Raw genomic sequence first — 25915 nt, 5'->3', positions numbered from 1 at the left:
AGGTATACCTGAACTGCGCGTAGCGCCGCTCGAACCACTTCCATGTTCCGAGCAACCGGAGGTCCTTCATGTACTACAGCAAGGGAAACTACGAGGCGTTTGCTCGTCCGCGGAAACCTGCGGGAGTCGAGGAAAAGTCAGCGTACCTGGTGGGCGGAGGTCTGTCCTCGCTGGCAGCTGCGGCATTTCTGATCCGCGACGGCCAGATGCCGGGCGACCGCATCACGATTCTGGAAGCATCGAAGATCAGCGGCGGCGCTCTCGACGGCGCAGGCAACGCCGAGACCGGATGGCTCATTCGCGGCGGCCGCGAGATGGAAGCCCACTTCGAGTGCCTGTGGGACCTGTACCGCTCCATCCCTTCGCTCGAGGTGGAGGGCGCGTCCGTGCTGGACGAGTTCTACTGGCTGAACAAGGACGACCCGAACTACTCGCTCCAGCGCGCCACCATCGAGCAGGGCCAGGACGCCAAGACGGGCGCGGACTTCACGCTGACCGGAAAGGCCCGCAAGGAGATCATCGAGCTGGTGCTGGCGCTTCCCGAACAGCTGTACGACAAGCGCATCAACGAGGTCTTCGGCAAGGACTTCTTCGCGTCCAACTTCTGGCTCTACTGGCGGACGATGTTTGCCTTTGAGGAGTGGCACTCGGCGCTCGAGATGAAGCTCTACGTGCAGCGCTTCATCCATGCCATCGAGGGCCTGCCCGACTTCAGCGTGCTGAAGTTTACGAAGTTCAACCAGTATGAGTCGCTGGTGCTTCCGCTGATCAACTGGCTGCAGAAGCAGGGCGTCAAGGTGCAGTTCGACACGCAGGTGATGAACGTGGTCTTCGACATCACGCCGGAGAAGAAGGTCGCAAAACGCATCGACTGGATTCACGAAGGCAAAGTCGGCGGACTCGACCTCACAGAAAACGAGCTCGTCTTCGTCACCAATGGCTCACTGGTAGAGAACTCCGAGTGGGGCGACCATCACACACCGGCGAAGTTCGACCCGATTGTGCACGATGGCGGAAGCTGGCATCTGTGGCGCAACATCGCGGCACAAGACCCATCCTTCGGCCGTCCCGACAAGTTCTGCATGAGGCCGGAGGAGTCGCAGTGGGCCTCCGCTTCGATCACAACGCTGGACGCACGCATTCCCGCATACATCGAGAAGATCGCAAAGCGGCCGACGCGCTCCGGCAAGGTGGTCACGGGCGGCATCGTCAGCGTGCGCGATTCGTCGTGGCTGCTCAGCTGGACGGTCAATCGTCAGCCGCACTTCAAGCAGCAGCCACCGGATCAGACCGTCGTGTGGTTCTATGCTCTCTTCACCGACAGGCCCGGCGATTATGTGAAGAAGCCGATGCGCGATTGCACGGGCGAAGAGATCACCCAGGAGTGGCTCTTTCACATGGGAGTGCCACTGAACGAGATCGACGAGATGGCCGCAACCGGTGCCATCACACGTCCGTGCATGATGCCCTTTATCACCGCATTTTTCCTGACGCGCAACGGTACGGATCGCCCTAAAGTCGTGCCGGACGGTGTCAAGAACTTCGCCTTCATCGGCCAGTTTGCGGAGTCGACGCGCGACTGCATCTTTACGACGGAGTACTCCGTGCGCACCGGCATGGAGGCCGTGTATCAGCTGCTGAACATCGATCGCGGCGTTCCGGAGGTCTTCGGCTCGGTCTACGATGTGCGCGAGCTGATCAAGTCGACGGCGTTCCTCCGCGATCGTGAGAAGCTGTCCATCCCCTTCCTCGCAAAAAAGTACGTCGAGAAGACCATCATCGGCAGACTGCTGGAAGAGTACGGCGTTATCTAGTGCCGGAATCGTTCAAATGAAACTGCTCTTTTGAACGATTCCGGATGGAGAGAACGACAGGGTTGCGGCCAATGCAAGTGACTGTTCGGCACTTATCCGGTCTTCAACGGCCCGGCGACTTTGTACGTACTGAGGATGATGCCGGACGGGAATGCCTCCGTGCTGGCGAGCTCGAAGGAGCGTGCCGGGGTTCCCTCCGCAAAGAAGCGCTTCCCCGTGCCCAGCAGGACCGGGTAGACGATCAGCAGGACTTCATCCGCAAGCCCATGCTCAAGCAGCGTCGATGTCAGCGTGGAGCTGCCCGAGAGAGTAAGGCTCGGACCATCCTGTGACTTGATGCGGCGAATGTCCTCGACGAGGTCCGGTCCCAGGGCCTCGGACGGGCCCCAGGCAAGACTCTCCGGACGGTGGGTCGCGACATATTTTTTCGCCGCATTGATGCCGTCCGTCATCGGACTGCTCGGCGCCTTTGGCCAGAAGCCCGACCAGATATCGTAGGTGCGACGGCCAAGCAGCAGATCGAAGCTCTCGCCATACACGGCGAGGATTGCATCTCTGCCAGCGGGGGTTCGATAGGGCGCGGTCCAGTCGCTGTAAGGGAATTTGTCGTCATCGGCGGAGTGCTGGATCACGCCGTCCAGAGAGATGTGTTCCATGATTCTGAGCTTTCTCATTTGCGTCTCCGTCTTCCGGGGTGGCAGTTTATATTCTGTTGGCGGTGCCCCGCTCGAGCATCGGTAAGAATACGTCGGCTTGTGGGCAGCGACTGTTCAACGAACAAGAAGTGTTTAGCAGAACGAATGTTCTGAGACCGCCCCAAACCGTTGCCGTCTTCAGGGAGCGACGGCCTGTCTCCGGCGCTGCTCACTCGCTTTCATCATCTCGTTCAGGTCCGCCACTGGGCGAATCTCGAAACTGTTGCCATACGTCAGCGCCGGATGTTGCGCCATGAGCTGTATGGCATGATTCATGTCCCGCGCCTCCAGGACGAGAATGCCGCCGAGCTGCTCTTTGGTTTCGGCATAAGGGCCGTCGGTCGTCGCCACTTTGCCGTTCTTCCAATACAGGGTCATGGCGGTTTCCGCGGGCTGAATCGCCTCTCCACCGGCCCAGTGCCCGTTGGCACGAAGATGGTCGTCATATTCAAAACAGCTATCGAACATGGCATTTCGGTCGCTCTCGGTCATGCCATCGAACTGGCCTTTGTCGTAGTAGCCAAAACAGAGATATTTCACGGCTCTTCTCCTCTTCGCTCCGGGTGGGGAGCCCGCGGCGCAGCTTCGCGCAGGCTCATTGCGGGTGTGATCAGGACGGTGCATCGTCCGAAGTCGCGGCGTCCAGACTACTCCGTCGCCTGCTTCGGGGCCGGGTTGGAGAGAAGCTCTCGCACCTCGCCCGACGTCCGGCAGGCTACGGCACCTTTGTGTGCCCACGCCAGCGCCTCGTCCATATCGGCGGCTTCCAATATCCAGAAACCGCCGATGTGCTCCTTGGTCTCCGTATACGGCCCGTCGGTGATGTGCACGGTGCCATCGGGCTGCGTCCGCAGCGACTTTGCGCTGCGTGCCGGGGAGATGCCGCAGGCGAATTTTCTGGCGCCGGCAGCGATCATCTCGCGGTTAAGTGCGTGGATATTCTCGATCATCTCTTCGGTTTCGAGGGACGAGTCGTAATCGTCGGGGTGATAGATGGCAACCAGATACTGTGGCATGACTTCTCCTTGTTTGCTTCCTGCAACTTGCTTCCGATGACTCGTTTCCTGTTCCCCGGGAACCGCAGATCATCGTTCTTTTGCCATATAGTCGCTGGGGAGATGGAAAATCGACAGCTATCCGATTTTTTATTTCAACTGCCGAATCCGCTCCAGCAGGAACAGCCGCTCCGGTTCCTGCTGGGTCAGCGCCAGAGCTTTCTCATACGCGGACCGGGCCTCGTCGAGCCTGCCCAGCCTGCGGTACATCTCCGCGCGGGCTGAATGCGCGAGGTAGTAGTTTGTCAGCTCTCCATGCTCCAGAACCGCGTCGATATGCGTCAGACCGGCCTCCGGGCCATCACGCATGGCAATGGCCACGGCACGATTGAGATGGACGACCGGCGAGGGCTGAATTCGCACCAACTGGTCGTAGATCGCGACAATCTGCCGCCAGTCGGTCGCGGCGACCGATTCCGCCTCCGCATGGACGGCCGCAATCGCGGCCTGCAGTGTGTAAGAGCCGAAGCGGCGGGAGATCAGGGCTTGCTCCAGGAGTGTCACGCCCTCCGCGATCTGCTCCCGGTTCCAGAGCGAGCGATCCTGATTTTCCAGCAGGATCAGCTCTCCGGCGGGAGAGGTCCTGGCAGCGCGACGGGATTCCTGGAGCAGCATCAGGGCAAGCAGCCCCTTGATCTCCGGCGTTGGAATCTCCGGCGTTGGCTGGAGTTCGGTCAGTAGCCGCCCTAGCCGAATCGCCTCGCCGGTCAGCTCGGCCCGCGTTACCTCCGCTCCCGCCGCGGCGGAGTAACCCTCGTTGAAGACGAGATAGATGACCTGAAGGACCGCGGCCAGCCGCTCCGGCAACTCCTGCGGCGTCGGCACCTCGTATGGAATGGGTGTCTCTCGAATCTTTGCCTTGGCGCGTACGATGCGCTGGGCGAGCGTCGCCGGCGTCACCAGAAATGCGCGGGCAATCTCCTCCGTGGTCAGGCCGCAGATTTCGCGGAGAGTGAGCGCAACCTGTCCTTCCGGAGGAAGAGCGGGATGGCAGCAGGTAAAGATCAGACGCAGGCGATCGTCCTCGATCTCCTCCTCGCCGATCTCTCCATTGCCGGTGGGAGCGTCGTTGACGAGCGATTCCAAGTGGGCGACAAGATCTCTCTGTACGCCATCGAAGCGCGCGCGCCGGCGCATCGCGTCGATGGCCTTGAAACGTGCCGTTGATATGAGCCAGGGGCGAGGCTTCTCCGGAATACCGGTCAGCGTCCACGACTCGAGCGCGGCAGCGAACGCCTCGTGCATCGACTCTTCGGCCAGGTCCAGGTCTCCGAGTAGGCGCACGAGTGTCGCCAGAACCCGGCCCGATTCCGAACGGTAGAGCGTCTCAATGGATCTGCCGAGTTGTTCGGGCACGGGCGGCGGCATGTACGACAACCTAGCAAAGGGAGGCGCTGGAGACAACTGCGCCCGGATACTGCTCGCTGCACTGCCCAGGCTGATGCACTGGAACATGGACTTCCCGGCGCCCGAGTGGTGCGAATCGCTAATGCCGACCACTACGTATACCGCTCGAACCAACGACAAGTCACCGACGAGATGAGTAAGTTTCTGAGCTCTCTTCATTAGGAACTCAATAACAAGAAGTTGCTTTCCGGGCAGCTCACAAACAGCACCTGATCGAGATTCATCAAACTCTGATTTGCCAGCCATAGGAGCTTCACTCACCGTGTCCGAGTATCGGATCATGAGCTGGCACTGCGCTACCATGATCGGGCTGATCTCTTCTGCGAAAGGAAGTACATGAAACCCGCAACACGTCTGCTCTCCTTCGGCCTCGCCTTCCTCATCACACTGCCTGCCATCGCCGCCGAGCACTGGGTCGGCACCTGGGCCACCTCCCCGATGGCCTACGCCAACAACGACGGCAAATACGGCACCGCCGAGACCACCTATCGCGAGATCACGCACATCTCCATCGGCGGCGACGCCGCCCGCATCATCCTCACCAACGAGTTCGGCACCGAGTCGCTCACCATCAGCTCCGCCTCCATCGCGCCGCGCACCACCGGCAGCGAGATCGACCCCGCCGCCGCCCGTCCGCTGACCTTCGGCGGCAGCACCTCCATCACCATTCCCGCCGGCGCGCTCGCCGTCTCCGATCCCGTCGCGCTCAAGCTGGCGCCACTCTCCGACGTTGCGGTCAGCTTCGTCGTTCCGGAGCAGGCCATCCACCAGGCCACCGCGCACGGCTTCGCCGACACGACCAGCTACACCGCCGCGGGCAGCCTCGCCGGCGCGAAGTCCCTGACCTCGCCCACGGAGATCACCAACTGGCCCTTCCTGAAGGGCATCGACGTGCGCGCCAACAACGATGACGCGGCGGCGATCGTCGCCTTCGGCGACTCCATCACCGACGGAGCCCACAGCACCAAAGACGCCAACAAGCGCTGGCCCGACGTGCTCGCGCAGCGGCTGCAGGCCGACAAGAAGCTGCGCAACCTCGGCGTGCTGAATGAGGGCATCGGCGGCAACCGCGTGCTGCACGACAACGCAGGCCCCTCGGCGCTGGCCCGCTTCGACCGCGACGTGCTGGCGCAGGCCGGCGTAAAGTACCTCGTCATCATGGAGAGCATCAACGACATCGGCCACGCGCAGGACCCGGTCAAGCCCTACGACGTCGTCACCGCCGACGACCTGATCCAGGGCCTCAGCCAGCTGGCGACACGCGCCCACACCCACGGCATCAAGGTCTTCGGTGCCACGCTGACGCCCTACGTCGGCGCCAAGTACGCCTCGCCCGCTGGCGAGCAGATGCGCCAGGCCGTCAACAAGTGGATCCGCACCTCGCCTCTGCTCGACGGCTTCGTCGACTTCGAAAAGGCCACGCAGGACATGAACAATCCCGCCGTCTTCTCGCTGCTCTCCGACTCCGGCGATCATCTGCACCCCGGCGATGCTGGCTACAAGTCGATGGGTGACTCCATCGATCTCAAGCTGTTCACAAAGTAATCCCGACACCCCGGCGGCGCTGCGCGAGCAGACGCTCGCGCGCGTTGCTGTGGTACCCGGGAACGATGTTGACGACAGCGGGTAGCGGGGCCTTCTTCGCTTCCATTGCGACGGGCGGCGCAGGCAGTGGTTCTCCGTTCGGGACAGATGCCGCCTCCGTCGTCATGCGCTCCTGCGGCAGCTCTGGCGACGCTGCACCGGAAGCCTTCTCCTCCTCCACCTCCTGCTTCACCTCATCGATCGTCGGCTGCTCCGGAACCATCGCAACGATCTGCTGCGGCCCGGGAGCGATGGCAGCGGCACTCCTTTCCCGCCTGCCCTTCGCCTCTTCCTCGGCCTTCTGACGCTGCTGCTCTTCGTGCAGCCGCTCCTGTTCTTCGTAAAGACGCTGCTCTTCCTCGGCATCCTGCTCGATCCGCCACTGCTCCGGATCGGTCTCCCACAGCGGTGCCGCGGGCGGCTCGACGCGCGGAGCCGGGGCCGGACTCTTCTTCTCCGGCAGCTGCGCGACGCGATGCGCGTTGACCCCGGCGACCTGCAGCGCGTACAGCAACACCCGCGCGCGTGCAGGTTCGAGCGTGCCTGCGCCCAGTGCAGCGACGACGGCCGAGATGGCCTCAAGCACCGAGCAGGCATCGTGAATCCGGGGCAGGTCGAGCGGCTGCGATCTCTCGTCGGCGTACGAGGCAGCGGCAGCGCTGCTCGTCTTTGCAGCGCGGCGGGTATGGTTGGCGGTCATGGGGGAATCTCCTGTGATGGGCTGGCCCGGCGCAGCGCTCCGAGGAAACGGCGGCGCAAAAGTAAACGGCCCGGCACAGGATGTGTGCCGGGCCGCAGTAGGCTCTATTCCTATTGTAGGTGTGCGGCGGGAATTGATCGGCAAATGGATCTCCATGCACTGCAGCCACTTAGCCACTGAAGGGGCTTGACAGACTGCCTGTGGATTTCGTCGGGGAGGATGTTTCTGCAATCATCTGATTGCCTGAGGGAATCCTCTGGGGCTTTGAGGATTGGCATGAGACAAGCGCACCGGATTCGCCAGGCTCGCCCGGAAGACCTGCACGCCATCGTCGATCTCTGCTGCCTGCTGTGGCCCGACTGCAGCCGCGAGGAGCACTCCGCCGAGATACTCGACCTCCTAACAACCAGCCTCTGCGGAACACTGCCTGCCGCCATCTTTCTCTCCGAGGACGGCGCAGGCTTTCTGCAGATTGGGCTGCGCTCGCACGCCGACGGCTGCGATCCCGCACAGCCCGTGGGATTCATCGAGGGCCTCTACGTACGCGAGGCGTCACGCAGACATGGCATGGCCCGTGCGCTGATGGACGCGGCCGAGGCATGGTCCCGCGAGCATGGGGCAAAGGAGATGGCCTCCGATACCTGGATCGACCACATCGTCTCCATCGACGCGCACCAGGCGCTGGGCTTCGAGATCGTCGACCGCTGCGTTCACTTCCGCAAGCCGCTCCGGGGATAAGACCGCAAAAACAAACGGCAGCGGAATGATCCCCGCTGCCGTCTCTGTACCTCTGTCGAACCGTGAAACTACTTCAGCTCGTAACCGGCGAAGAAGTAGCCGATCTCGAACGCTGCGGTCTCCTCGGCGTCCGAGCCGTGGATGGCGTTCTCGCCGATGGAGGCGGCGAACTTCTTGCGGATGGTGCCCTCTTCGGCCTGGGCCGGGTTGGTCGCGCCCATCAGCTTGCGCAGGTCGGCGATAGCGTTGTCCTTCTCCAGCACCATGGGGAAGATCGGACCCGACGACATGAACTCGGTGAGTTCGCCGAAGAAGGGACGCTCGGCGTGAACGTAGTAGAAACCCTCGGCCTGAGCCTTGGAGATCGAAACCTTCTTGATCGAAACAATCTTGAATCCGGCCTTTTCAATCTCGGCCAGGATGGCGCCAGCGTGGCCTTTTTTGACCGCGTCCGGCTTGATGATGCTGAATGTGCGCTGTGACAACGTAGTTCTCCTTGCGGCTAACCGCTAAAAAATCTTCTCCCTCCAGTGTACTAAATGGCGGTGAAAATCCGGCGAAAACACCGTACCGGGGCGGGGCGGCTTGGTGCATCATAGGCGTATGCGCAATGTCGCGTGGATCTGGTTTGCCGGATGCGTCGCCTGGGTCGTCAGCGGCGTGATCGCCCTGCGTCAGAACTCCCTGCAGCACGCGCAACTCTCGTTCCTGGTGGCGATGGTCTTTCTCGCCGCAGGCTTCTTCTACCGTAAACAGCAGCGTTAAAGCTTGGGAGTGCGCCCTGCGCGGGCGGCGGTCACTTCGTGACTTGTATACCGCTTCGCGTGGGCCTCCCGCTGGTCGGCACATACGTCTTCATGCGACCAACGGGAGCTGCGCCCCGAAGGGGGTACACGCGTCACGAAGTGACCGCCCCGCGCGTAGCGGGTTGTCTTTACGCCTTGCCCAGCACCCGAGCCATGGCCTCGCCGATCTCTGCCGGCGACTTGACCACGATGATGCCTGCGGCCTCCATGGCTGCCATCTTGCTGGCTGCAGTGCCTTCGCCACCGGAGATGATTGCTCCAGCGTGGCCCATGCGGCGTCCGGGAGGCGCCGTCTGTCCGGCGATGAAGCCGACCACCGGCTTCTTCACGTTGGCCTTGATGTACTCGGCTGCTGCCTCTTCGGCGGTGCCGCCGATCTCGCCGATCATGACGATCGCCTCGGTCTCGGGGTCCTCGTTCAGAAGCTTCAGAGCGTCGATGTGCGTGGTGCCGATGATGGGGTCGCCGCCGATGCCAATGGCGGTGGACTGGCCGATGCCGCGCTGCGTCAGCTGGTGGACAGTCTCATAGGTCAGCGTGCCCGACTTCGACACGATGCCGATGGAGCCTTCCTTATGAATGCGGCCCGGCATGATGCCCACCTTGGCCTTGCCCGGCGAGATAACGCCGGGGCAGTTGGGGCCGACGAGGCGGGTCTTCGACTGGCGCACAATCTCCCACGCCTTCACCATGTCCAGCACCGGGATGCCCTCGGTGATGCAGATGACCAGCGGAAGCTCCGCCGCAGCAGCCTCAAGGATGCCGTCCGCAGCAAACGGAGGAGGAACGAAGATCACCGACACATTCGCGCCAGTCTCCTTGACCGCCTCTTCGACCGTGTTGAACACGGGCCAGCCCTCATGCGTCGTGCCGCCCTTACCCGGCGTGACTCCGCCGACGACCTTGGTGCCGTACTCCTGGCACGCCTTCGCGTGGAAGGTGCCTTCTCTCCCTGTAATTCCCTGCACAATCAAACGCGTATTCTTGTCGACCAAAACTGCCATTTCGCTCTCCTATCCAATCCCACGCAATGCGCGACGTATTTCGTTCCCAATTCCTTCTTCTACGCATGCACCCGGATGCCGGATGTCCATGCACTACGCGGAAGTCACCGCTGCGGCTCCCGCAAAACTGCGAAACATGTTGACGACGCGCTCTGAAGCATCAGGCGCATAGAACATCTCGGTGTTCGACATCGTGTCTTCGGTCATGTGCTGCATGCGTGCGAACATCTCGGCCTCGTACGAGGCGATCGCGCTGGCAATGTCCGTTGCGCTGAGGAGCGCGCGAGACAGCACCAGGGCATCGAGCATCGCCATGTTCACACCTTCACCGGCATACGGCGGCATCACATGCGCGGCATCTCCGATCAGGGTCGCGTTGGGCTTCGAGTCCCAGCGCTGATCGGCGGGACAGACCAGAAGCGGTCGCCAGACCATCGATGTCGCCTTAGCGAACAGCGGCTCCCACAGCTTGCTCCAGCCTGCGAAGTTCGTATGAAACCAGGCCACACGCTTGTCTGCGGTGGCGGCCTCGTCCAGCAGTCTTTTGCCGTCTGCATCGCTGCACTTCAGACCCGGCGTAGAACAGGAGACTTCCATCGGGCTTGGTTCCCATGCCGATGGTGCGTTCGCTTCCGAGCGCAATCAGTGCGGCGCCACCAAGCAGGTTCCACGCCTCGGGCACAGTGTCTTTCGCCGCCGGAACTACGCATTCGACGAGCGTGACCCCGACGTACTCCGGACGCACAGGCGTAACCAGCGCACGAAGCCGTGAGTTCGCACCATCGCACCCAATCGCGATATCGGCGACGACGCTGTCGGCATCGGCAAAGTGAAGCACGACCTGATCGCCGTGGGCCGCAGCGGATTCCAGCCTGCGGTTCCAGTGAACGGTGCCGGGAGCGAGCGAGTCCAGCAGGATATCGCGCAGAGGACCGCGCTCGATCTCTGGACGCTTGCCTGCGCCCGACATCTGCCGCATGTGATCGTGCAGGATGGTTCCGTTCTTATCGGTCAGGCGAAGACGGTCGAGATCGGAGCGATGGTTTGCCCAGAAGGGCTCCATCAGACCGGCCTCTTCCAACGCCGCCAGCCCGGAGTCCTCGTGCAGGTCCAGCGCACTGCCCTGGACGCGCGCCTCGCGGCTGTGATCGCGCTCATACACTGCAACGTCCGCACCACGCATCTGAAGCAGCCGCGCCAGCGTAAGTCCTCCCGGACCTCCGCCGACGATGGCAATCTTCTTTCCTTCAATGCTCATGCGTGACATCCAGTGAATTGGAAGGTTAAGCCTTCGCGGCTGCTACCGCCAGATCTGCGGCTTCCTTCATGGTTGAACCGACTGAGAACTTCAGACCCGACTCCTGCAGGATCTTGCGGCCCTCTTCGACGTTGGTGCCTTCAAGGCGCAGGATGATGGGCAGCTGCACGTTCAGCTTCTTCGCCGCTGCGACCACGGCCGTAGCCAGGACGTCGACGCGCAGGATGCCGCCGAAGATGTTGATGAAGATCGCCTTCACGTTCGGATCGCTCAGCAGGATGCCGAAGGCGTTCTCGATCTGCTCCTGGTTGGCTCCGCCGCCTACGTCGAGAAAGTTGGCAGCCTTGCCGCCCGCGTACTCGATGATGTCCATCGTCGCCATGGCCAGACCGGCGCCGTTCACCATGCAGGCGATGGAGCCGTCGAGCTTGATGTAGTTCAGCGCGAACTTCGAAGCCTCCACCTCGAGCGGGTCTTCCTCGCTCAGGTCGCGCAGCTCCTTCAGGTCCTTGTGGCGGAACATCGCGTTGTCGTCGAAGTTGATCTTGCAGTCCAGCGCGACCAGCTTGTCGTCCTTGGTCGTGATGAAGGGGTTGATCTCCATCAGCGTCGAGTCGGTCTCGACGAAGGCCTTGTACAGGCCGAGCATGAACTTCACCGCGTCATTAATCTGCGTCGCCTTCAGGCCCAGCTTGAACGCCAGCTGGCGCGCCTGGTAAGCCTGCAGGCCGAGCGCCGGGTCGATGTACTCCTTGTAGATCTTCTCGGGGGTGGCATGCGCGACCTCCTCGATCTCCATGCCGCCTGCCTGCGAGGCCATGAAGACCAGCCTGGCCGCGGCGCGGTCGAGCACGATGCCGAGGTACAACTCACGGTCGATGGCCGAGCCCTCTTCGACAAGCAGGCGCTGCACCTTCTGCCCCTGCGGCCCGGTCTGGTGCGTCACCAGCTGCATGCCGAGGATGGCCTTCGAGGCCTTCGAGGCGTCATCGAGCGTCTTGACCACCTTCACGCCGCCGCCCTTGCCGCGGCCTCCGGCGTGGATCTGCGCCTTGACCACGACGACCGCATTTCCCGCGTCAAACAGGTCCTTGGCGGCACGATCGGCCTCTTCCAGTGTCTGAACCATGACGCCGTTCGGAACCGGCACACTGTACTTCCGGAGAATCTCTTTTGCCTGATATTCGTGAATTTTCATAGATGTCTCTTCAAACTCCACCCGCGCGAGAAGTGTAGCGAACCGTCGCGGCGCCCCGCAATGCGAATTGCGAACAACGGTGCGGTTATCGAGCCGCCCACGCCTGATACGTTTAATAGATGCCCGCACAGCCGCACCTCAGGCACCTGATCGAGAGCCGCTCCACGCTCACCCGCGACGACGCCCGCGCCCTGCTGGAGCAAATCCTGCGCGGCGAGCTCTCCGACATCGAGATCGCCGCCATGGCCGGCGCTTTGGCCGCGCGCGGCGAATCGCCCGCCGAGCTGGCCGGCTTCGTCGACGCCATGCGCGCCGCCGTCATCCCCATCCCGCTCGACGACAGCGAACGTCTTCCGCTGGTCGATACCTGCGGCACCGGCGGCGACGGTTCACGGACATTTAATATCTCCACCGCCTCGGCCCTGGTCGCCGCCGCCGCCGGAGCGTCGGTGGCCAAGCACGGCAATCGCGCCATCACCTCGCAGACCGGTTCGGCCGACGTGCTCGAAGCCCTCGGCATTCCCGTTGGCCACACGCCCGAACAGGCCGCCGACGCCCTGCGCCGCCATCGCTTCGCCTTCCTGCATGCTCCCTCACTGCATCCGGCGATGAAGGCCGTCATGCCGGTGCGCAAGGCGCTGGGCATCCGCACCGTCTTCAACCTGCTGGGCCCGCTGACCAATCCTGCGGGAGCCTCGGCGCAGGTGATGGGCGTCTACGCCGCCTCCGCCGTGCCGCTGGTGGCAGAGGCGATGGCGCTGCTCGGCACGCGGCACGCCTTCGTGGTCCACGGCACCGCTCCTGCGTCCGACGGCACGGTGCGCGGCCTGGACGAGATCTCCATCTCAGGTCCCACCGACATCGCCGAGGTACACAACGGCATCGTCACGCTCTCGACCTTCACCCCCGAAGACGCAGGCCTCACCCCGGCGCCCATCGAGGCGCTGGCCGGAGGCGATGCGTTGACCAACGCCGAGATTCTCACCGCGATCTTCCGCGGCGAGCCCGGGCCGCGCCGCGACATCGTTCTGTTGAACGCTGCCGCCGTGCTGGTCGCCGCCGATCTTGCACCCGACGTTCCTACCGGCGTCGCACTCGCGGCGAAGGCGATCGACTCCGGCGCGGTTACGGAACTGATCGCCCGCATCGCGCGTACCAGCTGATATCGGAAGACGGCGAACCAGGTTCGCTGTCCTCGGCGATGACGCTGGCAACCTTTATGGGCCATCCGCCATCTTCCGGAAAAGGAGCGCACTTCGCATGTCGAGTTCGACCTACCCACCACCACACCTCACTATCGACCCTGCATTGGTTACATCCGCTTTGGAACTCCCCGGATACAAGATTGTCCGCAATATAGGGGTCGTTCGCGGCATCGTGGTGCGCTCCCGCAATATCTTCGGCACCATCGGCGCCGGCTTGCAGACCATGCTGGGCGGCGACATCACGCTGTTCACCCAGCTGTGCGAGAAGACCCGCCAGGACTCTTTCGCCATGATGGCGCTGCACGCCTCGCAGCTGGGAGCCAATGCCGTGATCGCCTTCCGCTACGACGCCAACGAGCTGATGAACGGCGTCACCGAGGTGCTGGCCTACGGCACGGCTGTGGTGGTCGAGCGGATCGTCTGATCGAACGGACTTCGCTTCCTTCGCAAAACTGTGATTGCTTATTGCAAAGCCTGTGAATGAATAGAGGGGCATCGCTGCTCCTCTATCCAACCCTCTCCTCACGCACAACCACATCGACATCCCCATGACCGCCGACACGATGCCCGGCCGGGACATCGACCTCTCCGGCGAAATGAAGAGGTCGGGCCTTGCGGCCATACGGTGGTCGACGCGATGCTGAAGACCGGCTTTACCCCGGACGAAATCGGCAAGATCGGCGGAGGAAACTACCTGCGTCTCTTCGGCGAGGCGGTCAAAACGTAGGCGGTGCGGCGCGTTCTTCTCTTTATAGAGCGGGGATGCGGCTCGTGTAAGATCGCGGCTACAGGAGACACCCCCATGGCACGCGTTACCGGTATTGGCGGCATCTTTCTTCGCGCCCGCGACCCCAAGGCACTGGCAGCATGGTATGTCGAACATCTCGGCGTAAAGCTCTCGGATTACGGCGGCGTCAGCTTCGAGTGGAGCGACGAGGTCCCGGCCGGAACGGGCCTAACCAGCTGGTCGCTCTTTCCAGCCGACAGCAAGTACTTCCCTGTCACGCAGCAGGCGATGGTCAACTATCGCGTCGACGATCTCGATGCGCTGCTGGAGCAGCTCAGCGCGGCGGGCGTGACGATCGATCCGAAGCGCGACGAGTATGGCTTCGGGCGCTTCGCCTGGATCGTCGATCCGGAGGGCAACCGCGTCGAGCTATGGCAGCCGCTTGTGGAGAAGGACGAAGAGCCTCAGAAGTAGGCGTGAAGGCCGGTTTCTCCCACGTTATCCACCGTGCCCTGTCGTGCCGTCGTGATTTAACGGCGCCGCTGCGATTTAATATAGGAGTAATGCAGCAGCCTACTCCCATCGGTCGCATCGAGATGATTACCGGCCCCATGTTCTCCGGCAAGTCCGAGGAGCTGATCCGGCGTCTCAAGCGCGCGCGCATCGCGAAGCAGCGCGTGGCCTGCTACAAGCCCGACATCGACCTGCGCTACCACCGCACCGCGATCGCCAGCCACAGCTCGCAGACGCACGATGCTTCGACCGTCTCGCCGACCAGCGCGCACCTGCGCGAAGACCTCTTCTCCAACGGCAAGATCGACGAAGTCGACGTCATCGGCCTCGACGAGGCGCAGTTCTTCGACCAGGACATCATCCCGCTGGCGCTGGAGCTGGTGCACCTGGGCAAACGCGTTATCCTTGCGGGCCTCGACACGACCTTCTCCAACGAGCCCTTCGGCCCGGTGCCGAACCTGATGGCGCTGGCCGACGAGGTCACCAAGCTCTCCGCCGTGTGCATGACCTGCGGCCAACCCGCCATCCACACGCAGCGGCTGGGGCAGAGCCAGGAGCTGGTCGTCGTAGGAGCCGCCGGACTGTACGAGGCCCGCTGCCGCGCCCACTTCCAGCCATACGTGGACGAGCACAACAGCGAACAGCTGGAGCTGCCGACCGCAACGGCAGGCTGACACCAAGGTGGCAGAGCGTGCCACTCGGCACCGATATTAAAATAGCGGCCATGCTGCGCAACTCTGCTGGACTCTTACTGCTGTTGTCTCTTTCGGCCTGCCTCTTCGCGGAAACGCCTAATCCAAAGACATTGGCTGATGCCTCGGCCATTGCGATACAGCACTCTGCTCTGACCGCACCGGGATCCCATCCATTTCATCTAAAGATGACGGTTCATGATGCTTTTGATCGGAATTCGGATCGGCACGCTGAGATCGAAGAGGTCTGGGTCTCGCCAACGCAGTGGAAGCGCGTCATCACAGCACCGAATTTGAACCACGTCACGGTTGTTGATACAGCCGGGCGTCATGTCGAATCGACCGGCGATTACATGCCTATCTGGATCAAAGAGTTCATTACGGCTATCGACGATCCCATCCCGGCTGCATTCCGTGACAACCAACAGCTGCACCTGAAGCAGCTGACCAGTCCCTCCGGAGAATTGAGCAATCCATGCGCCAGCCTGAGCCTTGGCTTTAGCAATTCGCCTGCAGCGCCAGCCGGCATCTGTTTTTACAACAATTACCTCCTTCATGAAATCAACTATCCCGGTTACGTGATGGAGTTCAATGAATTCGCTCCATTTGGAGACAAAGATGTGCCGCGTCTCTTCATCTCGCAGGCACATGGCCTTTTATTCATCGGCCGAATCAATCTTCTGGAAAGACCTTCAAAGAAGGACACTGTGGTAGCGCCACCAGGGGCGCAAGCAATTGATCCGCTGGGTTCGACGATGGTCGGTACTGATACAGCGAAACGGCTCGCGAAAGGCTCCATCTCTGTCGACTGGCCACCAGTTCCCTCAGGACAAACCTCGGGAAACATATTGTTTTATCTATCTCTCGACAACACTGGCCAAGTGAGAGAGATACAGGCATTGGATTCCGATAATCCTCGGTTGGTCGATGCAGCACGCGATCAGCTTCTGAAGATGAAGTGGGCACCCGCCGGGGTAAAAGGCACGCCGATACAGGTGACCACACTGCTGCAACTCCCGTTTGAGACCAAGATCGATCCCACTGCTTTATCCAAAATGCCCGATGGATCGATCTCTGAAAACGAGGCCAAGGTACACCTCATGACCCAAGTGGTGCCTAAATATCCTCCACAGGCACGGGCGCAACATGTCGAGGGATCGGTCTATCTCTCTGCGCAGATTGATGAGAAGGGCGCGATAGAAAAACTCGGCGTGATCGATTCCGCCTCTTCTCTGCTTACCGATTCAGCAATGGAGGCGGTCAGGCAGTGGAAGTACAAGCCATATCTATTCAATGGTGTTCCCCAGAAGGTTTCCACCGTTATCACGGTCCACTACAACATCGTCGGATATTAGGCGTTGACCGCCTACCTGGCCAAGGAGCAGGTAAAGCTGCTCGCCTGATTACTGTCGCCGTTGCCGTTGTACTTCGCTATCTGTGGATAGGGGCATAGCGGGCGGGTCATTACGACCTTGCGGTCTGCTCCTTTGCCCTCGGCTTTGACGGCGGTGAGCGTGGACGGAGCGGTGCCCTTCTCCGTCCATTGTTCGAGCGCGGTGAAGATATCGTGTTCGGCGTCGCCGCGTGGGGCCATGCCCTGTCCGAACTCCGTCGCGCCGGGGCCGAAGCCGCAGTGCTGCATGCCGGGGACGAGGTACAGTCGCAGCGTGCTGGCCGTCGTCGCCGCGCCGAGCTGCCGCGCCGCGTCCTCGTAGTAGCTGATCGACATCGTCGCCGGAATCGCTGGGTCGTTCCAGCCGTGGTACATCAGCAGCTTGCCGCCGCGCAGAGCAAAGGGTTCGAGGTTGGTCTCGGTGGCGTTCAGCGCCATAGCCGTCTTCTCGCGCGCGGCACGGTAGTCGCGGTCGAAGGAGAAGCTTGCCGCCTTCCAGCCAGGGTCGTCGGTGACGAAGTTGGAGAAGAAGCCCTCGCCGAAGAACGACATGTTCGATCCGGCGTCGTGGCCGGAGAGCCAGTGCGACCAGCCCTGCGGACCGTCCTCGGCTCCCGGTTCCAGGCCCTTCAGTACGACCTTGCCGGAGTCATTCACCGGGCCTCGATAGATGCGTTTGACCGTCTCCACCTGCGCGGGCAGCAGGCAGTCGTCGTCATCGCCCGCCTTGCAGGCGATCGTCGCCGGATCGAAGTTGCAGGTGCGCGGGTCGTTGATGATGCCGTCCCTGACGCCATCCTTGGCGTCGCAGGCCGCGTTGACAGCCCGGGCCAGTGCGGGAATTTTGGAGGCGGGCAGGAAGTTGGCCTCGGCGGCGCTCATCCACTGCGCGATCTCGGCGGCTCCGACCATCAGCCCGGTCCAGTTGTAGGCCGGGGCACCGGCGAGGATGCCGTCGTAGTCGCCGGGAAAGCGCTGCGCCTCCATGAGCGCCTCGCGGCCTCCGTCGGAGCAGCTGGTGAAGTAGGCCTTCTGCTGCGGCCGACCGTAGAAGGCCGCGATGACGGCCTTGGCCTGGACGGTCATATCGTGCACGGCGCGCCAGCCGAAGTCCTTCACCTTCTCCGGGTGTCCGAGGGCGAAGTCGGGCGTGCCGCCGGTGTGGCCGGTGTCGGTGCCGACGGTGGCGTAGCTCTGGCGGACGGTCTCGGCCATCGCGTCGTAGTAGATCGTTCCGGCGAAACCGCCGTTGCCCTGCGCGCGCAGCCTGCCGTTCCAGCCGGTCATGGGAAGCCAGACCTCGGTGTGAATCCGGGAGTCGCCGGAGGGGCGGTCTTCGATCTGCACGCGGCAGAAGGCGGGCAGGGTTGCGGCATCGTGGACCTTAAGTGCTTCGAGAGACGATGGTTGCGCGAGTTCTGCCTGCACCACCTTCGCATGGTCGAGCGTTACGCCGGTGAGGGCCGTGCACTTGGCAGCCGGTTGCTGTCCCCAGACCACCGTCGAACCTGCCACTATCGCTAAACCGATCCAAAACAACCTCATACCGGCCTCCGAATACCGCCCCACATTAAATCATTCGAGCGCCAGTCGTTTATTCTTTTCCCTGCGCCACGTTTCCGGCATCTGAACACATTAGCGAATCACCAGCGACTTATTCAGGAGAAAAGCACGATGCGCCTTTCAGCAGCCATCCTTGCGATCAGTTTCGCGGTTACCCCCGCCTTCGCAGCCAAGACCAAGCCTTACGTCGTCAACCTCAAGACCGCCGACGGCAAGGACGCCGGCACTGTGGCCTTCAGCTCCAAGAAAGACAAGGTAACGCTCCGCGTCAACCTGAAGAACCTTCCCATGGGGGAGCACGCGATCCACATTCACCAGAAGCCTCTGTGCGAGGCTCCGGACTTCAAGTCGGCCGGTGGCCACTTCAACCCCACCACCAAGCAGCACGGCACCGACAACCCGATGGGTCACCACGACGGCGATATGCCCAAGAATCTTGAGGTTGGTGGCGACGGAACGGCTCACGCCACCTTCACGGTGGACTACCTCTCGATGGACCCGGCCGCGTCGAACTCGATCTTCGCCAACGGCGGTACGTCCGTCATGGTGCACGAGAAGGCCGACGACATGAAGACCGACCCGACCGGCAACGCGGGTAACCGCATCGCCTGCGGCGTCATTGTTCCTCCGGCACAGTAGATCCCGGAACCGAAACACATCTGCAAACAGCAGCAAATGAAACACAGTAAAGGGGATGCGCCAGTGGCGCCTCCCCTTTACTGTTGCCCCTCGGCCAGACTGTCGGCTACATGACGTCAGGCCCGCGATCTGCATGTTCCGGCAGGATTTCCGGGCTGCGGAAAGCCTGTGAACAATTCCCGCAAGCCTGCGTATAGCACCCCATGGGCGTTCTTCACATGGCGATTCCAGTATCCGGCACCAGTCTCTCGCCGAAGCCCGCCCGCAGGTCATCCCAACAGGTGCAGGTTATTCGTTCCAAGCCGGATAACCGCGCTTCCGGAGCCGCTCGAACGGCTCCGCAACGCGATACACTCGTACCACCGTCGTCAAGGGTAATTTGAGGCTACGTTGGAGCGAACCCCGGAACAGGATGCTGCACAGGAGGCTCTTGCCAAGCTTGTTCGCCAATGTATCGCTGGCGACGGCCAGGCATGGCAGCAGCTTGTCACGTCCCAGCACCGCCGGATCTATGCCATCTGCTATCGCTTTACCGGGTCGTCGACCGACGCCGAGGACCTGACGCAGGACGTCTTCCTGAAGCTCTACCGCAATCTTTCCAGCTTCGACCTGCAGAAGGGCAGCTTCCAGACGTGGATTACAACGCTGGCGCGCAACCTGCTGGTGGATCACTTCCGCCGCACGCGGCTGGACCGCGCCTCTGACTCGCTGGATGCGACGTTCGACGGCGAAGAGGACGGCCCGACGATGGCCGACCGGCTGGCCGATACCCGCGACAACCAGGAAAAGCACGTGGCTTCGCTGGAGATGAAGAGCCGCATCCAGGAGGCGCTGAAGCAGCTCTCGCCGGAGCTTCGCGAGGCCGTGATTCTTCGCGATCTGGAAGACATGGATTACAAGGAGATCGCGCAGGTGCTGCGCGTCCCCGAGGGCACGGTAAAAAGCCGCATCAGTCGCGGTCGCGGGGAACTTGCACGTTTGTTACAACGTATACAACGACAGGTTTAGAAGCATAGAAGGTCGCTTCAGGATGAGATGGTAGGAAGAGAGGTGGTTTCAGGTGGCAGAGATGAATCAGTTCGGGAGCGCGCAGCCCTCCGGGTCGAGGAGTAAAGCCGACTGCGCACGCTGCGAGGCCTTGCTGGCCGATGCGCTGGACCACACTCTTTCGGCCGACGAGCAGGCGGTCTTCGACCTGCACCTGACCACCTGCGCGGACTGCTCGCGGATGTACATGGACGCCCGCCGCGGCGCGGACTGGCTGGTGATGCTGAAGGACGCGCAGCCGGAGCCGGGAGGCGACCTGCTGGCCCGTATCCTGGCCACGACCGGACCCCGCGTCGAGGTCTCCGAGCCGGAGACCAGCTTCGAGCCGAACACTCTTCTGGGCCGGCCAGTGGCTGTTCCCCAGGCCGTGCCGGCAGCCGCCTATGGCGCAAAGGTTCTTCCCTTCCGTCAGCGGGTCGTCAACGCCTTCCACATCCAGACGCTGCGCCACACCTTCATGCAGCCCCGGCTGGCGATGACGGCGGCGATGGCGTTCTTCTCCATTGCGCTGACGATGAACCTGACCGGCATACACCTCACCCAGCTGCGCGCCTCGGACTTTACCCCGTCGAGCATCCGGCGCAGCTTCTACGACACCAATGCGCGCGTGGCCCGTTCGATCGACAACCTGCGCGTGGTCTATGAGCTGGAGTCGCGGGTGCGCGATCTGCAGCAGCACGACAACGAAGAGAGCGCACCGGCGAGCCAGGCCGCACCCTCCGGCGATCAGCAGAACGATCAGAAGACTCCAGAGGAACATAAGCAGCCGGCTCCGCGTCCGCGTTCGGGCTCGAGCCGCAGCAACGTTCCCGGCAATTCGAGGCAGTTCACCGCTTCGGTCACCAATCACAACCACTCCGTACAGCCCGGCTCCCCCCAGCCTGCTGTGCGGCTCACCCAGGTCTCGTTCGTCACACCCAACGTCATTCGGCACCACCAAGGGGGACAGGCATGAACTGCGCCAACCATCCAGAGCGCGAAAAGATCGCTTTCTGCCAGAACTGCGGCAAACCTCTCTGCCAGGAATGCACCCGCACCGTCGGCTCGGCCGTCTTCTGCGAACCATGCCTTGAGGCCCGGCTCGCCGGGGCCTCCGCACCGCCACCCCCAGGAGCGGGTTATGCCTCCGGCAACGTCAGCGGTGTGAACTTTACCACCGGCCCCAACGGCGGCAGCTACACCTATACGGACCCGAGCACCGGGTACACTGCCAGCGGCCCGATTCCCCCGCCGCCACCGACCGGCGCGCCCAATCCCGGTCTCGCGGCCATGCTGGGCTTCATCCCCGGCGTGGGTGCGATGTACAACGGCCAATACGCCAAGGGCATCGTTCACCTGATCATCTTCGCCATCCTGGTCTCTCTGTCCGACCAGCACGATGTCTTCGGCATCTTCGTCGCGGGCTGGGTCTTCTACCAGGTCTTCGAGGCCTACGGCACGGCCCGTGCCCGTCGTGACGGCACGCCGCTGCCGAACCCATTCGGCCTGAACGACCTTGGCGAGCGCCTGGGCTTCGGCAAGAGCTGGGGCACGGCCCCCGGCGGCCCAGTCCCGGTGGCGGGCGAGCCTTATGCGCCACCGGTCAATCCGTATGTAGCTCCGTCTTATGCGGCCCCGGCTAATCCGCCCAACGCCTACGCCCCTCCTGCTGCTTCGGCGGTCCCTCCGCAGCAGCCGGGCTGGGATGCGCCGTGGAACAGCTACGCTCCACCGTCGGCCAACCCGTATGTGGTTCCTCCGCCTGCCTTCGATCCCAATGCACCGCTTCCCGGAGCGCGCGGCCGCTTTCCGATGGGCGCGATCTGGCTGATCGGCCTGGGCGCGGTCTTCCTGGTAGGCAACGCCGGCATCCTCCACGGCTTCGCCGGACGGCTGATGCTTCCTGCACTCCTGATCGGCCTCGGCGTGTGGATCTTCATGCACAAGATGACCTCGACCGGAGCGACACTGTCCGACGATGGCACCGCCTTCTACCGGGTGCGTCTGTTCGGCGCCCTGCGCAGCTCGATCTGGGTGATTCTTACCGGCGTCATGTTCCTGCTGGCCAACTTTCACATCCTGGGCTGGGGACACAGCTGGCCGCTGTTCATCATCGCCGCCGGCCTGATGACGATCTTCGAGCGCACGGCCTTCAACCCGGCCAATGCTCCTGCGGCATACGCCGCGGCACCGTATCCGGGACCGGGCGGCTCCGTCGTTCCGCCAAGCACTCCGGCAGAGCCATCCAGCCAGCAGAACGAGGAAGGTCGGTAGACACATGGCGAGCCAACCACCTCCTCCATTCAACCAGCCCGGAGGCTACCCTCCGCCACCCCAGGGCGACTGGCGCTATCAGCGCGACGTGATGCGCCAGCAGGCCAGGATGCAGCGCGATTACTACCGCGCCCAGCAACAGGCCTATCGCGCGCAGCAGCGCGGTCTGCGCCGCACCTCGATCGTCGGTCCGCTGCTGATGATCGCCACCGGAGTCATCTTCCTGCTGGTGCAGACGGGACGCATCTCCTCCACGTTCTTCTGGGCCTGGTACGGCCGCTGGTGGCCGTTGCTTCTGGTCGGCATCGGCATCGTGATGCTGCTGGAGTGGGGATGGGACAGCTACTTCCACACCGATGAGCCGATGATGCGCCGCCGTTCGCTTGGCGGAGGCGTCTTCGCCCTGGTGCTGATCCTCGGCCTGTGCGGCGTGGTCTTCAACGGCATGCACACCGGCGCCTTCGGGCATGCCTTCAACATGGACCCGGACAGCATGGACGAGTTCATGGGCGACAAGCACGAGAGCGATCAGACGCTGGTGCAGGCTCTGCCCGCGGGCTACGGCGTGACCATCGACAACCCTCGCGGCGATGTGACGGTCAACGGCACCAGCGACGACAACCAGGTACACATCGACGTCCACAAACAGGTGTACACCCGCTCGGACTCCGAGGCCGACCGCAGGGCGCAGGATCTTTCGCCCAAGGTGGACAACGACGGCAGCCAGCTGAAGATCTCGATGCCGACCATCGAGGGCAGCCGCGCCGACGTCACCGTCACGCTTCCGGCGGGAACGCCTTCCACTGTCTTCTCCAATCGCGGCGAGGTGCATATCTCGTCGATCCGTGCGGCGGTAAATGTGACCTCGAACCACGGCGACGTGGCGGTCACGGGCATCACCGGACCGGTGAATGCACGGATCAACAACGGCGATTCGTCGCTCTCGGTCCACTCCGTTACCGGCCCGGTCTCGGTGCAGGGACGGGCGCATGACCTGAGCTTCTCCGAGGTGAACGGCACGGCGACGATGGATGGCGAGTTCTTCGGCACCACGCATCTGCAGCACATCACCTCCAACACCCGCTTCCACACCAGCCGCACCGATCTGCGGATGGGACGGCTGGACGGCGAAGTCGAGATCAGCCCGAACGCTGATCTGAGCGCCGACCAGGTAGCCGGACCGCTGACGCTGGCGACGCGCAACCGCAACGTCACGCTGGAGCGGATCTCGGGCGATATCTCGGTGACCAACCGCAACGGCTCGGTGGACATCACGGCAGCGCCGCCGATGGGCAATATCACGGTGGAGAATCGCAGCGGTTCGGTGGACCTGACGGTGCCTGAGAACGTTGGCTTCAACGTGCAGGCCGAGACCACCAACGGCGACCTCTCGAACGACTTCGGTCTGGAGCAGACAGGATCGGACGAGTCGAGCCACAAGTCGTACTCCGGCGCCGTGGGCAAGGGCGGTCCGCTGGTTCGCATCACGACGACGCAGAACGATATCAAGCTGCAGAAGGCGTCGATCGCTCCCCTGCCTCCTCCGCCGCCGAAGCCGCCCAAGCTCTCTGTGCACGATGGCGGCGATTCGATCGATCTCGGCAAGGAAGGCCTGAACATCCAGTCCTCCGATGGCAACTCGGTCATCATCGACAAGAACGGTCTGCGCATCAACTCCAGCCCGGACGGCTCCAGCGTATACAACCGCAATGGAACGAGCCTGGTATCGAACGCTGACGGATCGAAGATCTATCGTGGCAGCGATGGCACACGCTACACCACCAACGCGGATGGATCGAAGATCTACATCGGCCGCGACGGCACGCGTATCACCATCAACGCCGACGGCACGCAGAATGCCATGAGCCCCGGCGGCCACTCGCTGACCGAGCCCGAGATCAGGGCCCGGCTGGCGCAGGCGGATGCCATGGTGAAACGGGCCGCAGCAGAACGCGACCGCGCCAAAGCGGAACGGTAGTCCAGAAAGCCTGTTTCACGAAGAGGGCCGGCTGCATGCCGGCCCTCTTCATTTTGCGAGCGCGGTGCAGGCGCGAAGTTACGTACCATACTGAAATGTCCCGCGACCGAGGAGCAGAGGTTTGAAACGCAGAGAACTCTTGAAGTCCCTGGCAGCGATCTCTGCCTCGGCAGCCGTCACCGTCCCGGCGAATGCACAGAAGGCAGCCTCGAATCCAACCAGCAGGAAGCGGCCGAACATTCTTGTCTTCCTCACGGACGATCATGGACAGTGGCTGCAGGAGGCCTATGGGAACTCCGAGGTGCACACACCGAACATGAGCCGCCTGGCACGCGATGGTGTGCGAATGGACAATGCCTTTACCACCTGCCCGGTCTGCTCGCCCGCGCGTGCCAGCTTCTTTACCGGACGCATGCCGTCGCAGCACGGCATCCATGACTGGATTGAAGAGAAGACGCAGGCCTATGCCGCGCCCTGGCTGAAGGGACAGACGTTGATCTCCGAGCTGCTGCAGGACGCGGGCTATCACACAGGACTGGTCGGCAAGTGGCACTGCGGCTTTGAGCGCGACCCGCATCCAGGCTTTGATGAGTGGTTCTGCTACTGGGAGAACCAGTACCCGCACAACGGCACGCAGAACTTCTCCGACAATGGAAAGCACGTGACGGCGGAGGGCCTGCAATCTGCTCTGCTGACGGATCAGGCGCTGCGGTTTCTGCGGAGTCACGCCGCCGATCGGACGAAGAAGGAAAAGCCGTTCTTCCTGTTTGTGGGCTACACCGACACGCATTCGCCCCATGCACAGATGCCGGAGGAGATGGTCGCCGCGTATAAGAAGGCGAGCTTCCGCGATATTCCGCGTGAAGTCTTCTGTAAGGAGCATGGCACACCACTGATTCCCGTCACCGGCGATGCGGCGGCAGAGCGTAGCAAGCACGAACAGTATTACGCGGCCGCTTCGACCATCGATCGAGAGGTGGGGAGGCTGCTCGACGAGCTGGAGAGTACGGGCGAGCTTGAGAACACGCTGGTGGTCTACACCGGCGACCACGGCCTGAATGCAGGCCATCACGGCATGTGGGAGAAGGGCAATGCGACGATTCCACAGAATTTTCTCGAAGAATCGATTCGCGTGCCATGTACGATCTCGTGGCCGAAAGGTGGGTTGGCCCAGGGCTTGAGCTGCGATGCACCGGTGAACCACTGCGATCTGTTTGCCACGTTGCTGGATGTGGCCGGGGCCGCTCCAGATGCGAAGAAGGCGAAGGGAATTCATTCGCCGGGACGATCCTATCTGCCGCTGCTTCAGGGAGACGGGAATCGAGGCTCGACTGCCCACAACGCGATCTTCTGCGAGTATGGGAATGCCCGCATGATTCGCCTCGACGGCTACAAGCTGATCGTGCGCTATCCGTACCAGGGCGTGAGGTTTCCCAATGAGTTCTACGATCTGAAGGCGGACCCGCGCGAGACCGAAAACGTGTACAGCGCCCCGGAGCATGCAGCCACGATTCGTGCGATGGAGCAGCGGCTGAACGAGTACTTTACGTCCTATAGCGTCGCGGAACATGATGGGCTGCATCTGGAACGGCAGCCGATGGCGACACCGGCGAGTCCGTGGCTGGCCTCGCTGAAGCATTAAGGAG

General features: G+C 62.5%; 26 protein-coding genes. 15 read left to right on the top strand and 11 right to left on the bottom strand.

Annotated features, from left to right (window positions below; all coding sequences use genetic code 11):
• Positions 1-68 precede the first annotated feature (68 nt).
• On the top strand, positions 69-1814 hold the full coding sequence (locus tag PW789_RS16475; RefSeq protein WP_299378594.1) for an oleate hydratase: 1746 nt from the start codon (positions 69-71) through the stop codon (positions 1812-1814).
• 92 nt (positions 1815-1906) lie between these two features.
• Here PW789_RS16475 and PW789_RS16470 read toward each other — a convergent pair whose 3' ends face one another.
• From PW789_RS16470 to PW789_RS16455, 4 genes are all read right to left on the bottom strand, one after another.
• Positions 1907-2488: a dihydrofolate reductase family protein gene (locus tag PW789_RS16470; RefSeq protein WP_299378592.1), complete on the bottom strand. Its 582-nt coding sequence runs from the start codon at positions 2486-2488 to the stop codon at positions 1907-1909.
• Positions 2489-2647: 159 nt separating this feature from the next.
• Positions 2648-3049 (bottom strand): YciI family protein, encoded by a 402-nt coding sequence (locus PW789_RS16465; RefSeq protein WP_299378590.1) that lies wholly within the window; start codon positions 3047-3049, stop codon positions 2648-2650.
• Between the two features lie 107 nt (positions 3050-3156).
• Positions 3157-3525 (bottom strand): YciI family protein, encoded by a 369-nt coding sequence (locus tag PW789_RS16460; protein WP_299378589.1) that lies wholly within the window; start codon positions 3523-3525, stop codon positions 3157-3159.
• A 129-nt stretch (positions 3526-3654) separates the two neighbouring features.
• Positions 3655-4932, bottom strand: a complete 1278-nt coding sequence (locus PW789_RS16455) for an RNA polymerase sigma factor (RefSeq protein WP_299378587.1) — start codon at positions 4930-4932, stop codon at positions 3655-3657.
• A 375-nt stretch (positions 4933-5307) separates the two neighbouring features.
• On the opposite strand from PW789_RS16455, the gene PW789_RS16450 reads away from it, so the two are divergent.
• Positions 5308-6516, top strand: a complete 1209-nt coding sequence (locus PW789_RS16450; RefSeq protein WP_299378585.1) for an SGNH/GDSL hydrolase family protein — start codon at positions 5308-5310, stop codon at positions 6514-6516.
• On the opposite strand, the gene PW789_RS16445 is transcribed toward PW789_RS16450, so the two are convergent.
• A complete protein-coding gene (locus PW789_RS16445) occupies positions 6506-7255 on the bottom strand; it encodes a hypothetical protein (RefSeq protein ID WP_299378583.1) in 750 nt (249 codons plus the stop codon). The two genes, PW789_RS16450 and PW789_RS16445, sit on opposite strands and share 11 nt — an antisense overlap.
• A 276-nt stretch (positions 7256-7531) precedes the next feature.
• Here PW789_RS16445 and PW789_RS16440 point away from each other — a divergent pair, with 276 nt between their 5' ends.
• Positions 7532-7993, top strand: a complete 462-nt coding sequence (locus PW789_RS16440) for a GNAT family N-acetyltransferase (RefSeq protein WP_299378581.1) — start codon at positions 7532-7534, stop codon at positions 7991-7993.
• Positions 7994-8061: 68 nt separating this feature from the next.
• Here PW789_RS16440 and ndk read toward each other — a convergent pair whose 3' ends face one another.
• Positions 8062-8478: a nucleoside-diphosphate kinase gene (ndk, locus tag PW789_RS16435; protein WP_299378579.1), complete on the bottom strand. Its 417-nt coding sequence runs from the start codon at positions 8476-8478 to the stop codon at positions 8062-8064.
• A gap of 118 nt (positions 8479-8596) precedes the next feature.
• Between ndk and PW789_RS16430 the strand changes: the two genes are divergently transcribed.
• Positions 8597-8758 (top strand): hypothetical protein, encoded by a 162-nt coding sequence (locus PW789_RS16430; RefSeq protein ID WP_299378577.1) that lies wholly within the window; start codon positions 8597-8599, stop codon positions 8756-8758.
• Between the two features lie 169 nt (positions 8759-8927).
• Here PW789_RS16430 and sucD read toward each other — a convergent pair whose 3' ends face one another.
• The 4 genes from sucD to sucC all read right to left on the bottom strand — a co-directional run bounded on the left by sucD (position 8928) and on the right by sucC (position 12259).
• The gene (gene sucD / locus PW789_RS16425) at positions 8928-9803 is read right to left on the bottom strand and encodes a succinate--CoA ligase subunit alpha (RefSeq protein WP_299378575.1); all 876 of its coding nucleotides are present in this window, start codon (positions 9801-9803) and stop codon (positions 8928-8930) included.
• Positions 9804-9896: 93 nt separating this feature from the next.
• Positions 9897-10238: an FAD-dependent monooxygenase gene (locus PW789_RS16420; RefSeq protein WP_299378573.1), complete on the bottom strand. Its 342-nt coding sequence runs from the start codon at positions 10236-10238 to the stop codon at positions 9897-9899.
• A gap of 10 nt (positions 10239-10248) precedes the next feature.
• The gene (locus PW789_RS16415; protein WP_299378571.1) at positions 10249-11061 is read right to left on the bottom strand and encodes an FAD-dependent monooxygenase; all 813 of its coding nucleotides are present in this window, start codon (positions 11059-11061) and stop codon (positions 10249-10251) included.
• A gap of 25 nt (positions 11062-11086) precedes the next feature.
• The gene (sucC, locus tag PW789_RS16410) at positions 11087-12259 is read right to left on the bottom strand and encodes an ADP-forming succinate--CoA ligase subunit beta (RefSeq protein WP_299378568.1); all 1173 of its coding nucleotides are present in this window, start codon (positions 12257-12259) and stop codon (positions 11087-11089) included.
• A 119-nt stretch (positions 12260-12378) separates the two neighbouring features.
• Between sucC and trpD the strand changes: the two genes are divergently transcribed.
• From trpD to PW789_RS16385, 5 genes are all read left to right on the top strand, one after another.
• Entirely contained in the window at positions 12379-13422 is a 1044-nt protein-coding gene (trpD, locus tag PW789_RS16405) for an anthranilate phosphoribosyltransferase (RefSeq protein WP_299378566.1), read from the top strand.
• Between the two features lie 97 nt (positions 13423-13519).
• Positions 13520-13888: a YbjQ family protein gene (locus tag PW789_RS16400; RefSeq protein WP_299378564.1), complete on the top strand. Its 369-nt coding sequence runs from the start codon at positions 13520-13522 to the stop codon at positions 13886-13888.
• 378 nt (positions 13889-14266) lie between these two features.
• Positions 14267-14665, top strand: coding sequence for a VOC family protein (locus tag PW789_RS16395; protein ID WP_299378562.1), 399 nt, complete (start codon positions 14267-14269; stop codon positions 14663-14665).
• Between the two features lie 89 nt (positions 14666-14754).
• Positions 14755-15378, top strand: coding sequence for a thymidine kinase (locus PW789_RS16390; protein WP_299378560.1), 624 nt, complete (start codon positions 14755-14757; stop codon positions 15376-15378).
• A gap of 17 nt (positions 15379-15395) precedes the next feature.
• On the top strand, positions 15396-16751 hold the full coding sequence (locus PW789_RS16385) for an energy transducer TonB (protein ID WP_299378558.1): 1356 nt from the start codon (positions 15396-15398) through the stop codon (positions 16749-16751).
• A gap of 11 nt (positions 16752-16762) precedes the next feature.
• Here PW789_RS16385 and PW789_RS16380 read toward each other — a convergent pair whose 3' ends face one another.
• A complete protein-coding gene (locus PW789_RS16380; protein ID WP_299378556.1) occupies positions 16763-18334 on the bottom strand; it encodes a tannase/feruloyl esterase family alpha/beta hydrolase in 1572 nt (523 codons plus the stop codon).
• Positions 18335-18463: 129 nt separating this feature from the next.
• Here PW789_RS16380 and PW789_RS16375 point away from each other — a divergent pair, with 129 nt between their 5' ends.
• From PW789_RS16375 to PW789_RS16350, 6 genes are all read left to right on the top strand, one after another.
• A complete protein-coding gene (locus PW789_RS16375) occupies positions 18464-18991 on the top strand; it encodes a superoxide dismutase family protein (RefSeq protein ID WP_299378554.1) in 528 nt (175 codons plus the stop codon).
• A gap of 390 nt (positions 18992-19381) precedes the next feature.
• On the top strand, positions 19382-19999 hold the full coding sequence (locus PW789_RS16370; protein ID WP_299378552.1) for a sigma-70 family RNA polymerase sigma factor: 618 nt from the start codon (positions 19382-19384) through the stop codon (positions 19997-19999).
• Between the two features lie 61 nt (positions 20000-20060).
• Positions 20061-20993, top strand: coding sequence for a zf-HC2 domain-containing protein (locus PW789_RS16365; RefSeq protein ID WP_299378550.1), 933 nt, complete (start codon positions 20061-20063; stop codon positions 20991-20993).
• The gene (locus tag PW789_RS16360) at positions 20990-22291 is read left to right on the top strand and encodes a B-box zinc finger protein (RefSeq protein WP_299378548.1); all 1302 of its coding nucleotides are present in this window, start codon (positions 20990-20992) and stop codon (positions 22289-22291) included. Before PW789_RS16365 ends, PW789_RS16360 begins: the two co-directional genes overlap by 4 nt.
• A 4-nt stretch (positions 22292-22295) precedes the next feature.
• On the top strand, positions 22296-24269 hold the full coding sequence (locus PW789_RS16355) for a DUF4097 family beta strand repeat-containing protein (RefSeq protein ID WP_299378546.1): 1974 nt from the start codon (positions 22296-22298) through the stop codon (positions 24267-24269).
• 139 nt (positions 24270-24408) lie between these two features.
• Positions 24409-25911: a sulfatase-like hydrolase/transferase gene (locus PW789_RS16350; RefSeq protein WP_299378544.1), complete on the top strand. Its 1503-nt coding sequence runs from the start codon at positions 24409-24411 to the stop codon at positions 25909-25911.
• Positions 25912-25915: the final 4 nt, after the last annotated feature.

This window comes from Edaphobacter sp. (assembly GCF_028283685.1).
Lineage (GTDB): Bacteria > Acidobacteriota > Terriglobia > Terriglobales > Acidobacteriaceae > Edaphobacter.
Note: the sequence above shows the minus strand (reverse complement) of the source record. Positions and strands in the feature narration are given on the sequence as shown.

What these genes read in the sequence shown, in the direction of transcription:
- PW789_RS16475 (WP_299378594.1), top strand. Translation starts at nt 69, where the DNA reads ATGTACTACAGCAAGGGAAACTACGAGGCGTTTGCTCGTCCGCGGAAA.
- PW789_RS16470 (WP_299378592.1), bottom strand. Translation starts at nt 2,488, where the DNA reads ATGAGAAAGCTCAGAATCATGGAACACATCTCTCTGGACGGCGTGATC.
- PW789_RS16460 (WP_299378589.1), bottom strand. Translation starts at nt 3,525, where the DNA reads ATGCCACAGTATCTGGTTGCCATCTATCACCCCGACGATTACGACTCG.
- PW789_RS16455 (WP_299378587.1), bottom strand. Translation starts at nt 4,932, where the DNA reads ATGCCGCCGCCCGTGCCCGAACAACTCGGCAGATCCATTGAGACGCTC.
- PW789_RS16450 (WP_299378585.1), top strand. Translation starts at nt 5,308, where the DNA reads ATGAAACCCGCAACACGTCTGCTCTCCTTCGGCCTCGCCTTCCTCATC.
- PW789_RS16445 (WP_299378583.1), bottom strand. Translation starts at nt 7,255, where the DNA reads ATGACCGCCAACCATACCCGCCGCGCTGCAAAGACGAGCAGCGCTGCC.
- PW789_RS16440 (WP_299378581.1), top strand. Translation starts at nt 7,532, where the DNA reads ATGAGACAAGCGCACCGGATTCGCCAGGCTCGCCCGGAAGACCTGCAC.
- PW789_RS16430 (WP_299378577.1), top strand. Translation starts at nt 8,597, where the DNA reads ATGCGCAATGTCGCGTGGATCTGGTTTGCCGGATGCGTCGCCTGGGTC.
- sucD (WP_299378575.1), bottom strand. Translation starts at nt 9,803, where the DNA reads ATGGCAGTTTTGGTCGACAAGAATACGCGTTTGATTGTGCAGGGAATT.
- PW789_RS16420 (WP_299378573.1), bottom strand. Translation starts at nt 10,238, where the DNA reads ATGGTCTGGCGACCGCTTCTGGTCTGTCCCGCCGATCAGCGCTGGGAC.
- PW789_RS16415 (WP_299378571.1), bottom strand. Translation starts at nt 11,061, where the DNA reads ATGAGCATTGAAGGAAAGAAGATTGCCATCGTCGGCGGAGGTCCGGGA.
- sucC (WP_299378568.1), bottom strand. Translation starts at nt 12,259, where the DNA reads ATGAAAATTCACGAATATCAGGCAAAAGAGATTCTCCGGAAGTACAGT.
- trpD (WP_299378566.1), top strand. Translation starts at nt 12,379, where the DNA reads ATGCCCGCACAGCCGCACCTCAGGCACCTGATCGAGAGCCGCTCCACG.
- PW789_RS16400 (WP_299378564.1), top strand. Translation starts at nt 13,520, where the DNA reads ATGTCGAGTTCGACCTACCCACCACCACACCTCACTATCGACCCTGCA.
- PW789_RS16395 (WP_299378562.1), top strand. Translation starts at nt 14,267, where the DNA reads ATGGCACGCGTTACCGGTATTGGCGGCATCTTTCTTCGCGCCCGCGAC.
- PW789_RS16390 (WP_299378560.1), top strand. Translation starts at nt 14,755, where the DNA reads ATGCAGCAGCCTACTCCCATCGGTCGCATCGAGATGATTACCGGCCCC.
- PW789_RS16380 (WP_299378556.1), bottom strand. Translation starts at nt 18,334, where the DNA reads ATGAGGTTGTTTTGGATCGGTTTAGCGATAGTGGCAGGTTCGACGGTG.
- PW789_RS16375 (WP_299378554.1), top strand. Translation starts at nt 18,464, where the DNA reads ATGCGCCTTTCAGCAGCCATCCTTGCGATCAGTTTCGCGGTTACCCCC.
- PW789_RS16365 (WP_299378550.1), top strand. Translation starts at nt 20,061, where the DNA reads ATGAATCAGTTCGGGAGCGCGCAGCCCTCCGGGTCGAGGAGTAAAGCC.
- PW789_RS16360 (WP_299378548.1), top strand. Translation starts at nt 20,990, where the DNA reads ATGAACTGCGCCAACCATCCAGAGCGCGAAAAGATCGCTTTCTGCCAG.
- PW789_RS16355 (WP_299378546.1), top strand. Translation starts at nt 22,296, where the DNA reads ATGGCGAGCCAACCACCTCCTCCATTCAACCAGCCCGGAGGCTACCCT.